The following is a 15,158-nucleotide window of genomic DNA, read 5'->3' as shown; positions in this document are numbered from 1 at the left end:
ACCACCAACGCCCCGCGCGACAGGACCGACGCCTCACGTGCCGCGGCAGCGCGCCACGGGGCCGGATCGGTGTTCCGCAGAGGCCTGGCGGGGTCCTCACGCGGAACACCGTCGATGCCCCACGGCCGTTGACCGCGACACCGGGAGGCGTGGCCGGACTCCGCGGGGTGCTGCCGCGCCCTGCGGAGTACGGCCCGGCACAGAGCCGACCGCGACCCGCTCTGGAGCCGACTGCGACCCGGACCCGGACCTGACCCGGACCCGGACCTGACCCGGACCGACCTGACCCGGAGCCGGACCCGACCCGGAGCCGGACCCGACCCGAAGGCGGAGCGCCAATTCCGATGCCGGGACCTGAAGCCAAACCTGAGCCTCACCCGACTGCCCGCCCGGCTGACTGCCCGCTCGACTGCCCGCTCGGCTCACTGCTCGACCGATCGCCTGCCTGACTGCCTGCTCGACCAGCTGCCTGACCGACTGCCTCAGGTCACCACGTCCCTGTCCAGTTCACCTCCTGACCACCGACCTCCTGACGCCCCGCTCGGTCCCTGCCTAGGAATGGGCCCGGGAATGGGCTTGGGGGTCGGGCCGACCCAGTACGCGTTGCCTTCCCCTGATCTCCCTGGAGCACGCATGTCCCGCGTAGTGATGGCCGCGGCGCTCGTCGCCGGGTTGCTCGTCGCCGTGCCCGCGTCCGGCGTGGCGGCCGACACCGACTACACCCTCACCATCGACCCGACCGCCAAGGGCGCCTCGATCGACGACACCATGTACGGCGTCTTCTTCGAGGACATCAACCGCGCCGCGGACGGCGGCCTGTACGCCGAGCTGGTGCAGAACCGATCGTTCGAGTACAGCACCGCCGACAACGCCGCCTACACCCCGTTCACCGGGTGGGCCCCGACCGGCGGCGCCCTCGACGTGGTCAACGACGACGGTCGCCTGAACGAGCGCAACCGCAACTACCTCCGGGTCGGGCTGCCCGCCGGCCTCATCAACGCCGGGTACAACTCCGGCATCAACGTGGAGAAGGGCAAGCGGTACGACTTCTCCGTCTGGGCCCGCACGGACCAGGCCGCCGGCACCCCGCTGGAGGTCGGCCTGACCGATCCGGCGGGCAAGGAGCTCGGGCAGGAGCTGAAGCTCCGGGTGCGCGGTGACGGCTGGACCAGGTACACCGGCGTCCTCACGGCCCGGGAGTCCTCCACCACCGGCCGCCTGCTGGTGACCGGCGGGGGCACGGGCACGCTCCGGCTGGACGAGGTCTCGCTCTTCCCGAAGGACACCTTCAAGGGCCGCCCGAACGGCCTGCGCAAGGACCTGGCCGAGAAGATCGCCGCCCTCGAACCCGGGTTCGTGCGCTTCCCCGGCGGCTGCCTGGTGAACACCGGCAGCCACTACGGCTACGACGAGTCCTCCAACTGGGAGCGCAAGCGCTCCTACCAGTGGAAGGACACCATCGGCCCGGTCGAGCAGCGCGCCACCAACGCGAACTTCTGGGGCTACAACCAGTCCTACGGCCTCGGCTACTACGAGTACTTCCAGTTCTCCGAGGACATTGGCGCGATGCCGCTGCCCGTGGTGCCCGCCCTGGTGACCGGCTGCGGCCAGAACCGCGCCACCGACGACCCGGCGCTGCTCCAGCGCCACATCCAGGACACGCTCGACCTGATCGAGTTCGCCAACGGCCCGGTCGACTCGACCTGGGGCCGCAAGCGCGCCGCGATGGGGCACCCGAGGCCGTTCAACCTCACCCACCTGGGTGTCGGCAACGAGGAGAACCTGGCCGACGCGTTCTTCGAGCGCTTCACGCAGTTCCGCGCCGCGATCGAGGCGAAGCACCCGGACATCACCATCATCAGCAACTCCGGGCCCGACGACACCGGCGCCAACTTCGACCGGCTCTGGCAGCTCAACCGCGAGGCCGGCGTCGACATGGTCGACGAGCACTACTACAACAGCCCGAACTGGTTCCTGGAGAACAACAACCGGTACGACAGCTACGACCGCAACGGCCCCGAGGTCTTCCTCGGTGAGTACGCCTCCCAGGACAACCGCTTCTACAACGCCCTGTCCGAGGCCGCCTTCATGACCGGCCTGGAGCGCAACGCCGACGTGGTCAAGCTCGCCTCCTACGCGCCGCTGCTGTCCAACGAGGACTACGTGCAGTGGCGGCCGGACATGATCTGGTTCAACAACCACGCCTCCTGGGGCTCGGCCTCCTACGAGGTGCAGAAGCTGTTCATGACCAACGTGGGCGACCACGTGGTGCCCAGCACGGCCTCCGGCACGCCGTGGAGCCCGTCCCCGATCACCGGCGCCATCGCGCTCTCCTCCTGGGCCACCTCCGTCGCCTACGACGACGTGAAGGTCACCTCCGCGGACGGGCGGGAGCTGTTCGCCGACGACTTCTCCGGCGACGCGGGCAACTGGACCGGCAACGGCTACGGCCGCTGGGGCGTCCAGGACGGCGCCTACGTGCAGTCCGACGCCACCGCCACGAACCCCATCGTCACCGCCGGCGACCCGAGCTGGAGCGACTTCACCTTCAGCGTCAAGGCCACCAAGCTGTCCGGCAGCGAGGGCTTCCTGATTCCCTTCGCCGTCAACGGCGCCGGCAACCCGTACTTCTGGAACCTCGGCGGCTGGAACAACACCCGGTCCGCGGTGGACGGCGGCAACCAGTCCCGCGTCTTCCACTCCGACAACACGACCATCGAGACCGGCCGCACCTACGACCTGCGCGTCGAGGTGCGCGACCGCACCGTGAAGCTCTTCATCGACGGGCGGCTCTGGGCCGAGTTCACCGACGAGGCGAGCCAGGCCCCCGAGCCCTTCCGCCAGGTGGTGACCCGGGACCAGAAGACCGGCGACCTGATCGTCAAGGTGGTCAACGCCCAGGCCGACGCGGCCAGGACCAAGGTCGACCTCGGCCGGAACACCCGGGTCCTGCCCTTCGCCGAAGCCACCGTGCTGGAGGGCCTGCCGGACGACGTGAACACCGAGCACACCCAGCCGATCAGGGCGCGCAAGGCGCAGGTGAGGGTCTCCGGCTCGTTCACGCACACGTTCCCGCCGCACTCCGTGACCTTCTTGCGCCTCAAGGACAAGCGGCGATGACAACTGCTGGACACACGTTGATCTCGTCATGCCGCAACGTTATCGAACAAATGTTCGAAAAGAGCTCGAAGCCCCTCATGATCACTCGATCAAGTGACCGGCAGAGCCGCCCCCGATGGGAGTCCTCCTGATGCTCGACCGCAGATCACTGTTCCGCGTCGGCGGCGCGCTGGCCGTGGCGGGCGCCCTGCCCACGTCGGCGGCCGTCGCCTCCGCCGAGCCGCCGGCGCGGTCCGGCGGCGACCCGGGCGGTCCCGCGTTGACCACCCGCAACCCGCTGGTCGAGCAGCGCGCCGACCCGTTCATCACCCGCCCGGCGGACGGCATGTACTACATGACCGGTTCCGTGCCGGAGTACGACCGCGTCGTGGTGCGCGGCGCGCCGACCCTTGAAGGGCTGGCCACCGCCGAGGAGACCACCATTTGGCAACGCCCGGCGTCCGGGGCCATGGGCGGCTACATCTGGGCGCCGGAGCTGCACCGCATCGACGGCAAGTGGTACGTCTACTTCGCCGCGGGGGACTCCGACCAGCCCTTCCGCATCCGCACCTACGTCCTGGAGTCGGCCAACGCCGACCCCCGCGCGGGCGGCTGGGTGCTGCGCGGCCAGGTGGTCACCGCCTGGGACACCTTCACCCTCGACGCCACCACGTTCGAGCACCGCGGCCGGCGCTACTTCCTGTGGGCGCAGAGCGAACCGGGCATCAACACCAACAGCAACCTCTACATCGCGGAGATGGCCTCGCCGCTGGCGCTCAAGACCGCGCCCGTGCGCATCGCCGTGCCCACGCTGGACTGGGAGGTGCAGGGCTTCCGGGTGAACGAGGGCGCGGCGGTGCTGGTCCGCAACGGCCGGGTGTTCGTCACCTACTCGGCCAGCGCCACGGACGCCCGCTACTGCATGGGCCTGCTCACCGCCGACGAGAACGCCGACCTGCTCGACGCGCGGTCGTGGACCAAGACGCCGACGCCGGTGTTCACCACGAACGACGCCACCCGCCAGTACGGGCCGGGGCACAACTCGTTCACCACCGTCGGCGACCAGGACGTGCTGGTCTACCACGCCCGCGACTACCGCGACATCACCGGCGACCCGCTGTTCGACCCCAACCGGCACACCCGCGTGCAGCGGCTGTACTGGAACGACGACGGCACGCCGAGCTTCGGCGTCCCGGTGGGCAAGGGCGGCCCGGCCGTGCGCCTGTCCCCGCTGGACTCGCCGAGGCTGCACGTGCGCCACTTCGCCTACCGCCTCCGGGTGGAGGGCAACGTGCGCGAGCTGGCGGACTCGCAGTTCCGGTTCGAGCCCGGCTTCCTCGGCGCGGGCACGACGTCGCTCCAGTCGGTCAACCACCCCAGCCGCTACGCCAGGTTCGACGGGGCCTCGCTGCGGTTGGACCCGAACGAGGGCACGGAGGCCTACCGGCGCGCCGCCTCGTTCGTGAGGGTGGCCGGGCTGGCCGACCGGGGCGGGGTGTCGCTGCGGCTCGCCGGCGACCAGTCGGCCTACGTGGCGCACGACGGGTCCGGGCGGTTGGTCGTCGCCAGGCCGGGCAACGACCGGAGGGCGCGCGAGCGGGCGACTTTCCGGCTGGGCTGAGCGAACCCGCCGGTAGCGACGGTCCCTGGTGGACAATGGGAGAAGGAGCACCTTCGCGGCGAAGAACGCGTGTTATCGCTAACATCGGAGGTGCACGGCAATGAGCAGAGATGGGGCGGTAGTGGATCAGAAGACCGCGCGCGATCCCGCGATGACGGATGTCGCCCGGCTCGCCGGGGTCTCGCACCAGACGGTGTCGCGGGTCCTCAACGGGCACCCCAACGTCCGGGAGCAGACCCGGCTGCGGGTGCGCGCGGCGATCGCCGAGCTGGGCTACCGGCCCAACAAGGCGGCCCGCGCGCTGGTCACCGGCCGCTCCCAGCTCATCGGGGTGGTGGCGCAGAACTCCACCCTGTACGGGCCGGCGTCGCTGCTCGCGGCGTTCGAGCAGGCGGCGGCGGAGGCCGGGTTCGCGGTCAGCGTCGGCCGGGTCAACGTGCTGGACCGCGCGTCCATCTCCGCGGCCGTGGAGCGGCACCGCGACCAGCGGGTGGCGGGGATAGTGGTGATCGCGCCGACCGCGTCGGCCAACGACGCGGTCGGCGACGTCTCCGCCGGCATCCCGCTGGTGACCGTGGACGGCGACCCGGAGCGGTCGACCCCGCTGGTGACGGTGGACCAGGCGGCGGGCGCGTTCGAGGCGACCCGGCACCTGCTGGAGGCCGGTCACCGCACGGTGTGGCACGTCTCGGGCCCGCCGGACTGGTTCGACAGCGCGGGCCGCGTGCGCGGCTGGCGCTCGGCGCTGGAGTCCGCGGGCGCGGAGGTGCCGCCGCTGGTGCCCGCGGACTGGAGCGCGGCCTCCGGCTACCGGGCTGGGCAGATGTTCGCGCGGATGCCGGAGGTCACGGCGATCTTCGCGGCCAACGACCACCTGGCGCTGGGCATCCTGCGGGCGATGAGCGAGCGCGGCCGCAACGTGCCCCGCGACGTGAGCGTGGTCGGCTTCGACGACGTGCCCGAGGCCGCCTACTTCATCCCGCCGCTGACCACCATCAGACCGGACTTCGACGCGGTCGCCCGCGAGACCCTGGGCCTGCTGCTGGCCCAGGTCGGCGACGGCGAGGTCGGCGCCTCCCAGCGCACCATCGCGCCCACCCTGGTGAAGCGGGACAGCGTCGCGCCACCGGCCTGACCCGCCACGCGCGGGGAGCGCGCCCGGCGTGAGCCGGGCGCGTAACTCTTTCGTGTTCCTCGAACGGTGTTCGGCACCCTAGGCTGGACCTGAGCCACCTCGGCGACGCGGCCTCGTTGTGCACGTTCACCAGGCTGTTAAGAGCACGTTGCGGGCGGGTCTTGACGTGATGAATGTTAGCGATAACACTGCCCTGCATGGCGAGTGAACCGTTGGTGGTGGGTGTCGACTTCGGCACGTTGTCCGGCCGCGCGGTCGTGGTCCGGGTGCGGGACGGCGCGGAGCTGGGCACGGCGGTGCACGAATACCGGCACGGCGTGCTGGACCGGGCCTTGCCCGACGGCCGCCCGCTGCCCCCGGACTGGGCGCTCCAGGTGCCCCAGGACTACGTGGACGTGCTGAGGAACGCGGTCCCGGCGGCCGTCGCGGACGCGGGCGCCGACCCGGCCGACGTGATCGGCATCGGCACGGACTTCACCGCGTGCACCATGGTGCCCACGACGGGCGACGGCACGCCGCTCAACGAGCTGCCCGAGTTCGCGGGCAACCCCCACGCCTACGTCAAGCTGTGGAAGCACCACGCCGCGCAGGGCCAGGCCGACCGCATCAACGCCCTGGCCGAGCAGCGCGGGGAGGCCTGGCTGCCCCGGTACGGCGGCCTGATCTCCTCGGAGTGGGAGTTCGCCAAGGGCCTCCAGCTGCTGGAGGAGGCGCCCGAGGTCTACGCGGCCATGGACCACTGGGTCGAGGCCGCCGACTGGATCGTGTGGCAGCTGTGCGGCACTTACGCCCGCAACGCCTGCACGGCCGGCTACAAGGGCATCTACCAGGACGGCTACCCCTCGCCGGAGTTCCTCAAGGGGCTCAACCCCGATTTCGGCGGCTTCGTCGCCGACAAGCTCGACCACCCGCTGGGCCGGCTCGGTGACAAGGCGGGCGCGCTCACCGCGCAGGCCGCGGCGTGGACCGGCCTGCGCGAGGGCATCGCGGTGGCCGTGGGCAACGTCGACGCGCACGTGACCGCCCCGGCCGCGCGGGCCGTCGAGCCCGGCCAGATGGTCGCGATCATGGGCACGAGCACCTGCCACGTGATGAACGGCGACGTGCTGCGCGAGGTGCCCGGCATGTGCGGCGTGGTCGAGGGCGGCATCGTGCCCGGCCTGTGGGGCTACGAGTCGGGCCAGAGCGGCGTCGGCGACATCTTCGCCTGGTTCGTCGACCACAACGTGCCACCGGCCTACCACGAGCGGGCCCGCGAGCGCGGCACCTCGGTCCACGACCTGCTGACCGAGCTGGCCGCGGGGCAGCGCATCGGCGAGCACGGCCTGGTCGCGCTGGACTGGCACAGCGGCAACCGGTCGGTGCTGGTCGACCACGAGCTGTCCGGCCTGGTCCTGGGCCAGACCCTGGCCACGCGCGCCGAGGACACCTACCGCGCCCTGCTGGAGGCCACCGCCTACGGCACGCGCGTGATCGTGGACTCCTACACCGACGCGGGCATCCCGGTGACCGAGCTGGTCATCGCGGGCGGCCTGGTGAAGAACGAGCTGCTCATGCAGATCTACGCCGACGTGACCAACCTGCCGCTGTCGGTGATCGGCTCCGAGCAGGGCCCGGCGCTCGGCTCGGCCATGCACGCCGCGGTCGCGGCGGGCGCCCACGCGGACATCCGCGCGGCGGCCGACGCCATGGGCTCGGTCCGGCGCGGCGTCTACCAGCCGATCCCGGCCAACGTCGAGGCCTACGAACAGCTGTTCGCGGAGTACCAGGAGCTGCACGACCACTTCGGGCGCGGCGCCAACGAGGTCATGCACCGGCTCAAGGCCATGCGCCGCGCCGCGAAGGGGGAGAGCTGATGTCGGTCCTGGACGACCTGCGCCGCACGGTCTCCGACCTGCACCGGGAGCTGACCCGCTACGAGCTGGTGATCTGGACGGCGGGCAACGTCTCGGCCCGCGTGCCCGAGCGGGACCTGATGGTGATCAAGCCGTCGGGGGTGTCCTACGACGACCTGGGACCCGAGGCGATGGTCGTCACCGACCTGCACGGCAACCTCGTGGAGGGCGACCTGGCGCCGTCCTCGGACACCGCCGCGCACGCCTACGTGTACCGGCACATGCCCGAGGTGGGCGGCGTGGTGCACACCCACTCGCCTTACGCCACCGCGTGGGCGGCGAGGGGCGAGCCGATCCCGTGCGTGCTCACCATGATCGCCGACGAGTTCGGCGGCGACATCCCGGTGGGCCCGTTCGCCCTCATCGGCGACGACTCGATCGGCCGCGGCATCGTGGAGACCTTGCGCGCGAGCCGCTCCAAGGCGGTGCTCATGCGCAACCACGGCCCGTTCACCGTCGGCAAGGACGCCCGCGCGGCGGTCAAGGCCGCGGTGATGCTGGAGGACGTGGCGCGCACCGTCCACTTCGCGCACCAGCTGGGCAGGCCCGAGCCGATCGAGCAGCACCACGTCGACAGCCTTTACGCCCGCTACCAGAACGTCTACGGGCAATGAGCCCACGAGGGGAGCTCCGCATGTCCTCTGCTGCTGCGAAGCCGCAGGTCTGGTTCCTGACCGGGAGCCAGCACCTCTACGGCCCGGACACGCTCGAACAGGTCGCCCAGCAGTCGCAGCAGATCCAGCGGATGCTCACGGGGTCGGGCCGGATCTCCGCCGAGGTCGTGTGGCAGCCGGTGCTGACCGACACCGCCGCGATCCGCGACGTGATGCTGGCCGCCAACAGCGACCCCACGTGCATCGGCGTGATCGCCTGGATGCACACGTTCTCGCCCGCCAAGATGTGGATCACCGGGCTGGACGTGCTGCGCAAGCCGCTGCTGCACCTGCACACGCAGCTGAACGAGGCGCTGCCGTGGTCGACCATCGACATGGACTTCATGAACCTCAACCAGGCCGCGCACGGCGACCGGGAGTTCGGGTTCATCCAGACCAGGCTGGGCGTGGCGCGCAAGACCGTCGCCGGTCACGCGAGCGACCCGCGACTGGCCGAGCGCATCGACGGCTGGGTCCGCGCGGCCACCGGCCACCACCACTTGAACGGGTTGAAGCTGGCCCGCTTCGGGGACAACATGCGTGGCGTGGCGGTGACCGAGGGTGACAAGGTGGAGGCCGAGCTGCGCTTCGGCGTCAGCGTCAACACCTACGGCGTCAACGACCTGGTCGAGGTCGTGGACGCGGTGCCCGACGACGAGGTCGACCTGCTGGTGGCCGCCTACGCCGACACCTACCGGCTCTCACCCGGCCTGGCCAAGGGCGGTGACCGGCACGACTCGCTGCGCTACGCCGCCCGCATCGAGGCCGGCCTGCGCCGGTTCCTCACCGAGGGCGGCTTCGGCGCGTTCACCACGAACTTCGAGGACCTCGGCGGGCTGCGGCAGCTGCCGGGCCTGGCCGTGCAGCGGCTGATGGCCGACGGCTACGGCTTCGGCGGCGAGGGCGACTGGAAGACCTCGGCGCTGCTGGCCGCGGTCAAGGCGATGGGCGCGGGCACCGGCCGCGGCACGTCGTTCATGGAGGACTACACCTACCACTTCGGCCCCGGCGAGCCGAAGATCCTGGGCGCGCACATGCTGGAGGTCTGCCCGACCATCGCCGCCGACCGGCCCAGCTGCGAGGTCCACCCGCTGGGCATCGGCGGCCGGGAGGACCCGGTGCGGCTGGTGTTCGACGCGGCCGCGGGTCCCGCCGTGGTGGTCGGCCTGGCGGACCTGGGCGAGCGGTTCCGCCTGGTGGCCAACGAGGTCGAGGTCGTGCCGCCGGACGAGCCGCTGCCGAACCTGCCCGTGGCGCGCGCGGTGTGGAAGCCCGCGCCGTCGCTGTCCACCTCCGCCGAGTCGTGGCTGACCGCGGGCGGCCCGCACCACACCGTGATGACGCAGGCGGTGGGCGCGGAGACGCTGAACGACTTCGCGCAGATGGTGCGGACGGAGCTCGTCGTCATCGACCGGGACACGACCACCGCCTCGTTCACCGACCGCCTGCGCTGGAACCAGGCGTACTACCGGCTCGCGCAGGGCCTGCGCTAGCCGCACCGCCAAAGGGAGAGAGAGAAACGATGAGGTTTCCGCGGATCGCCGCCATCGCCGCGGCCGGTTTGATGCTCGCCGCCTGCGGGTCGGCGGAGAAGACCGTCGACCAGCAGAGCGGGTCCACCGAGGGCGCGGTGGTCGGCGTGACCATGCCGACCCGCTCCTCGGAGCGCTGGATCCACGACGGCGACAACATCAAGAAGGCGCTGGAGGCGAAGGGCTACCAGGTCGACCTCCAGTACGCCGAGAACGACATCCCCACGCAGGCCAACCAGATCGAGAACCAGATCACCAAGGGCGCGAAGCTGCTCATCGTCGCCTCGATCGACGGCACCGCCCTGACCAGCCAGCTCCAGCAGGCCGCCGACGCGAAGATCCCGGTCATCTCCTACGACCGGCTGATCCGCAACAGCCCGAACGTGGACTACTACGCCACGTTCGACAACTTCAAGGTCGGCGTGCAGCAGGCCACCTCGTTGCTGACCGGGCTGAAGGTCCTCAACGCCGACGGCAGCACCGGCACCGCCACCGGCCCGATCAACGTCGAGCTGTTCGCGGGCTCGCCCGACGACAACAACGCCACGTTCTTCTTCAACGGCGCGATGTCGGTGCTCCAGCCGCACATCGACAAGGGCACGCTGGTGGTCAAGAGCGGCCAGACCGACTTCCGCACCGTGTCCATCCTGCGGTGGGACCCGGCGACCGCCCAGCGGCGCATGGAGGACATCCTCACCTCTAGCTACCAGGGCGGCCAGCTGGTGCAGGGCGTGCTCTCGCCCTACGACGGCCTGTCCATCGGCATCCTGTCCGCGCTCAAGAGCAACGGCTACGGCGTCGGCGCCACGCCCTACCCGGTCGTGACCGGCCAGGACGCCGAGGTCGCCTCGGTGAAGTCGATCATCGCCGGTGAGCAGTACTCGACCATCCAGAAGGACACCCGCGAGCTGGCCGAGGTGACCGTGGACATGGCCGACGCCGTGCTCAAGGGCGGCAAGCCCGAGGTCAACAACGAGAAGGACTACGACAACGGCGAGAAGGTCGTCCCCTCGTACCTGCTGGAGCCGGTCATCGTCGACAAGGACAACTACAAGAAGGTCCTCGTCGAGTCCGGCTACTACACCGAAGACCAGCTGAGGTAGTCGGGGGCATGTCCGACGACATCCTGGTGATGCGGGGCATCACCAAGCGGTTCGGCGGGGTCACCGCGCTGCGCGACGTCTCGCTCGCCGTGCGGCGCGGTGAGATCCACGCGATCTGCGGCGAGAACGGCGCGGGCAAGTCCACGCTGATGAAGGTGCTCTCCGGCGTGCACCCGCACGGGTCGTACGAGGGCGAGATCGTCTTCGAGGGCCGGCCGTGCTCGTTCGGCGGCGTGCGCGACAGCGAGCGGCGCGGCATCGCGATCATCCACCAGGAGCTCGCGCTGTGCGGCCAGCTGTCCATCGCGGAGAACCTGTTCCTGGGCAACGAGCGGGCCTCGCGGGGCTTCATCGACTGGAACCGCACCAACCACGCGGCGAGCGAGCTGCTCGCCCGCGTGGGCCTGCGGGAGAACCCCACGACGCCGGTGCACGACCTGGGCGTCGGCAAGCAGCAGCTGGTGGAGATCGCCAAGGCGCTGGCCAAGGACGTGCGGCTGCTGATCCTGGACGAGCCGACCGCGGCGCTGAACGACGACGACTCCGCGCACCTGCTCGACCTGCTCGACGGCCTGCGCGAGCACGGCGTCACCTCGGTGATCATCTCGCACAAGCTCAACGAGGTGAAGCGGATCGCCGACAGCATCACCATCCTGCGCGACGGCCGCACGATCGAGACGCTGCCGGCCCGCGAGGTGGCCGAGGAGCGGATCATCTCGGGCATGGTCGGCCGCGACCTGGAGCACCGCTTCCCGCCGCGCACGCCGCGGGTGGGCGAGGAGGTGCTGCGGATCGAGGACTGGACCGTGCACAGCCCGTCGCAGCCGGACCGCGTCGTGGTCGACCGGGCCAACCTGGTGCTGCGGCGCGGCGAGATCGTCGGCCTGGCGGGCCTGATGGGCGCGGGGCGCACCGAACTGGCGATGAGCGTGTTCGGCCGCTCCTACGGCGTCGGCGTCTCGGGCCGGGTGGTCAAGGAGGGGCGCGAGATCGACACGCGCACCGTCCGCCGGGCCATCCGCAACGGCCTGGCCTACGTCAGCGAGGACCGCAAGCGCTACGGCCTCAACCTCATCGAGGACGTCAAGCGCAACGTGTCCGCGGCCGGGCTCGGCAAGCTCGCGAGCCGGGGCTGGGTGGACGAGAACGAGGAGTTCTCGGTCGCCGAGCGGTTCCGGCGGTCGATGAACATCAAGACCTCGGGCGTCGGCACGCAGGTCGGCACGCTGTCCGGCGGCAACCAGCAGAAGGTCGTGCTGGCCAAGTGGATGTTCACCGACCCGGACGTGCTCATCCTCGACGAGCCGACGCGCGGCATCGACGTGGGCGCGAAGTACGAGATCTACTCGATCATCAACGAACTGGCCGACCAGGGTCGCGCGGTGCTGGTCATCTCCTCCGAGCTGCCCGAGCTGCTCGGCCTGTGCGACCGGGTGTACGCGCTGGCCGAGGGCCGGATCACCGGTGAGCTGACCCGCGCCGAAGCCACCCAGGAACGCCTGATGCACCACATGACCCAGGGACAGACCTCATGACCACCAAGACCGCGGCGACGCCGGTCAAGGAGCAGGCGGGGCCGCAGCGGCGGTTCACGATCAACCTGCGGCAGTCCGGCATCTACGTGGCGTTCGCGTTGATCGTGGCGCTGTTCGCGGTGCTCACCGACGGCGCGCTGCTCCAGCCGCAGAACATCTCCAACATCATCGTCCAGAACTCCTACGTGCTGATCCTGGCCATCGGCATGATGCTGGTGATCATCGGCGGCCACATCGACCTGTCCGTCGGGTCGGTGGTGGCGCTGACGGGCGCGGTCTGCGCGGTGCTGACCGTGCAGATGGGCCTGCCGTGGTGGTTGGCGGTGCTGATCACGCTCCTCACGGGCGCGGTGATCGGCGCGGCGCAGGGGTACTGGGTGGCGTTCTTCGGCATCCCGGCGTTCATCGTGACGCTGGCGGGCATGCTGGTGTTCCGCGCGCTCACCCTGACCGTGCTGGGCAACCAGGGCATCGGGCCGTTCCCGGAGCAGATCCGCACCCTGGCCAACGGCTTCACCTCCGGCTACCTGGGCAACGTCGGCCTGGGGCCGCTGGGCGGCGCGGACCTGGTGAGCCTGCTGGTCGGCGTCGCGGTGGTGGCCGGGTTCGCGTTCACCCAGTGGCGCAGGCGCAAGGCGCGGCTGGGCTACGGGCAGGTCGTCGACCCGTTCCCGGTGTTCGTGCTGAAGATCGCGCTGGCGGCGGCGGTCGTGCTGGCCGTGGTGGTGCAGCTGGCCCGGTTCCGCAACCTGCCGTGGGTGCTCGTGGTGCTCGCGGTGCTGGTGATGGGGTACTCGGTGATGGCCGACCGGTCGGTGTTCGGCCGGCACATCTACGCCATCGGCGGCAACCTCCAGGCGGCGACGCTGTCCGGCGTGAAGGTCAAGCAGGTGACCTTCTGGGTGTTCGTGAACATGGGCGTGCTGGCGGCGCTGGCGGGCATCATCTTCGCGGGCCGGCTCAACCAGGCCGGGCCGACCGCGGGCACCTCGTTCGAGCTGGACGCGATCGCGGCGGCGTTCATCGGCGGCGCGGCGGTGCAGGGCGGCGTGGGCAAGGTGGTCGGCGCGATCACCGGCGGCCTGATCATGGGTGTGATCAACAACGGCATGTCGTTGATCGGCGCGCCGAGCGAGCGGGTGATGCTGGTCAAGGGCCTGGTGCTGCTCGTGGCCGTCGCCTACGACGTGTGGACCAAGCGGCGGGCGTGACCCCTGCGCCGTCAAGGGCCCGACCCGGGCCCTTGACGGCGCACCGCCCATCCGCTCTACTACCGGTCTGGGAACGCTCCCAGGCGCGACCGGTGCTCCTCGCCGCCGCGTCAGCGGTCTTGGGCGGCGGTCCGCCGTCCCCCGGCGGACCGCCGCCGAACCCCCTACCACCACCGAAAACCCGAGGACATCCGCCGCCGTGTAGGAAAGCGCTTACCAACCCGATGCAGGAGACCCAGATGAAAGCTCTGCTCGCCGTGTCAGCGTTGACCGCGGCGCTCCTCCAGGTCGCCGCGCCCGAGGCGCGGGCCGCCTGTGGCGACGGCTCGTACAACGCCGAGGTGACCGGCTCCGGGAGCAGCTTCACCGCCCGGAACGGCAGCCGGACCGTCTACACCGGCAACAGCCTGCGCGCCGCCCTGCAAGCAGCCAACGACAGCCTCACCGCGAACCGCACCTCGAAGGAGCGGATCGTCGTCCGGGCCTCCGGCTCCATCCCGGCGGGCGAGCGGTACTCGATGCGCAGCTACACCGCGATCGACCTGTGCGGCACCATCAACGTCACCGGTTCCGGCTCGGGCGACTACGCCCCGGTGTACGCGCGCGGCGTGCGCGACATCGAGGTCCAGAACCTCACCCTCACGGGCACGCCGGTCTACGGCATCTTCATGCGCAACGTCACCAACGTGGTCATCGGCACCGTGAACATGCGCCTGTCCCGAGGGCTCGGCGTGCGCATCGACAACCGCGGCGACACCAGCCAGTGGACCCGCAACGTCCGCATCGACTACGCCTACGTGCAGGGCGCCAGCTCGCACGCGGTGGAGACCTACGGCGTGGACGGCCTGACCGTCGGCACGGTCGTGGCGCGCGGCGTCGGCGAGTCGGGCCTGCTGCTCAACCAGACGATCAACGCCACCGTCGGCACCGTCGACGCGGAGAACGCGGGCACCGGCACCGGCTACGCCGCCTTCCGCACCGCCAACCGCAACGGCCGCGTCGGCAGCAGCTACCCGATCAACGTCCGGGTCGGCCAGGTCATCGCCCGCGGCGGCGGCCGGGGCATCTTCTGCGTCTCGGAGAGCGGCGGCCTCCAGATCGACCGGATCGACATCGCCAACACCGGCAGCAACGCGATCCTGATCGAGAACTGCTACAACGTGAACCTCGCCGCGCAGAGCGGCAGCGTCTCCGGCCCCGGCGACATCCGGCTGGCGGCGCGCAGCGAGTTCCCGGTGACCAGCGACATCCTCATCCAGAACCTGCGGGTGTCGAATTCGGCCATTCGCGAGAGCCCGTGCGGCAACAACACCACCTTCCGCAACAACACGCTGGTCAACAGCAGCCAGAGCATCTGCTGACCCCGACCTGACC

The 15,158-nt window shown here is 70.6% G+C and carries 10 protein-coding genes; all 10 read left to right on the top strand.

Going from position 1 to position 15,158, the window contains the following annotated elements:
- Window positions 1–633 precede the first annotated feature (633 nt).
- Entirely contained in the window at window positions 634–3,120 is a 2,487-nt protein-coding gene (locus ABD223_RS09195; protein ID WP_344035576.1) for an alpha-L-arabinofuranosidase C-terminal domain-containing protein, read from the top strand.
- A 115-nt stretch (window positions 3,121–3,235) separates the two neighbouring features.
- Entirely contained in the window at window positions 3,236–4,720 is a 1,485-nt protein-coding gene (locus tag ABD223_RS09190; protein WP_344035575.1) for a family 43 glycosylhydrolase, read from the top strand.
- Window positions 4,721–4,871: 151 nt separating this feature from the next.
- Entirely contained in the window at window positions 4,872–5,855 is a 984-nt protein-coding gene (locus tag ABD223_RS09185) for a LacI family DNA-binding transcriptional regulator (protein WP_344035574.1), read from the top strand.
- A 197-nt stretch (window positions 5,856–6,052) separates the two neighbouring features.
- Window positions 6,053–7,711 carry a ribulokinase gene (gene araB / locus ABD223_RS09180; RefSeq protein ID WP_344035573.1) on the top strand — a complete coding sequence of 553 codons (1,659 nt, stop codon included), beginning with the start codon at window positions 6,053–6,055 and terminating at the stop codon, window positions 7,709–7,711.
- Window positions 7,711–8,364 carry an L-ribulose-5-phosphate 4-epimerase gene (locus tag ABD223_RS09175; protein WP_344035572.1) on the top strand — a complete coding sequence of 218 codons (654 nt, stop codon included), beginning with the start codon at window positions 7,711–7,713 and terminating at the stop codon, window positions 8,362–8,364. Before araB ends, ABD223_RS09175 begins: the two co-directional genes overlap by 1 nt.
- Window positions 8,365–8,384: 20 nt before the next feature.
- Window positions 8,385–9,896, top strand: a complete 1,512-nt coding sequence (gene araA, locus ABD223_RS09170; RefSeq protein WP_344035571.1) for an L-arabinose isomerase — start codon at window positions 8,385–8,387, stop codon at window positions 9,894–9,896.
- Between the two features lie 29 nt (window positions 9,897–9,925).
- Window positions 9,926–11,038, top strand: a complete 1,113-nt coding sequence (chvE, locus tag ABD223_RS09165; RefSeq protein WP_344035570.1) for a multiple monosaccharide ABC transporter substrate-binding protein — start codon at window positions 9,926–9,928, stop codon at window positions 11,036–11,038.
- A gap of 8 nt (window positions 11,039–11,046) precedes the next feature.
- Complete coding sequence (gene mmsA, locus ABD223_RS09160) at window positions 11,047–12,573, top strand: multiple monosaccharide ABC transporter ATP-binding protein (protein WP_344035569.1); 1,527 nt, start codon at window positions 11,047–11,049, stop codon at window positions 12,571–12,573.
- Window positions 12,570–13,784, top strand: coding sequence for a multiple monosaccharide ABC transporter permease (mmsB, locus tag ABD223_RS09155; protein WP_344035568.1), 1,215 nt, complete (start codon window positions 12,570–12,572; stop codon window positions 13,782–13,784). The genes mmsA and mmsB overlap by 4 nt, the downstream gene beginning before the upstream one ends.
- A 239-nt stretch (window positions 13,785–14,023) precedes the next feature.
- Window positions 14,024–15,145: a hypothetical protein gene (locus ABD223_RS09150; protein ID WP_344035567.1), complete on the top strand. Its 1,122-nt coding sequence runs from the start codon at window positions 14,024–14,026 to the stop codon at window positions 15,143–15,145.
- Window positions 15,146–15,158: the final 13 nt, after the last annotated feature.

The organism is Saccharothrix xinjiangensis, assembly GCF_039527585.1.
GTDB classification, from domain to species: Bacteria; Actinomycetota; Actinomycetes; order Mycobacteriales; family Pseudonocardiaceae; genus Actinosynnema; species Actinosynnema xinjiangensis.
The sequence above is the reverse complement of the archived record's forward strand: the minus strand, read 5'-3'. Positions and strand labels throughout refer to the sequence as shown.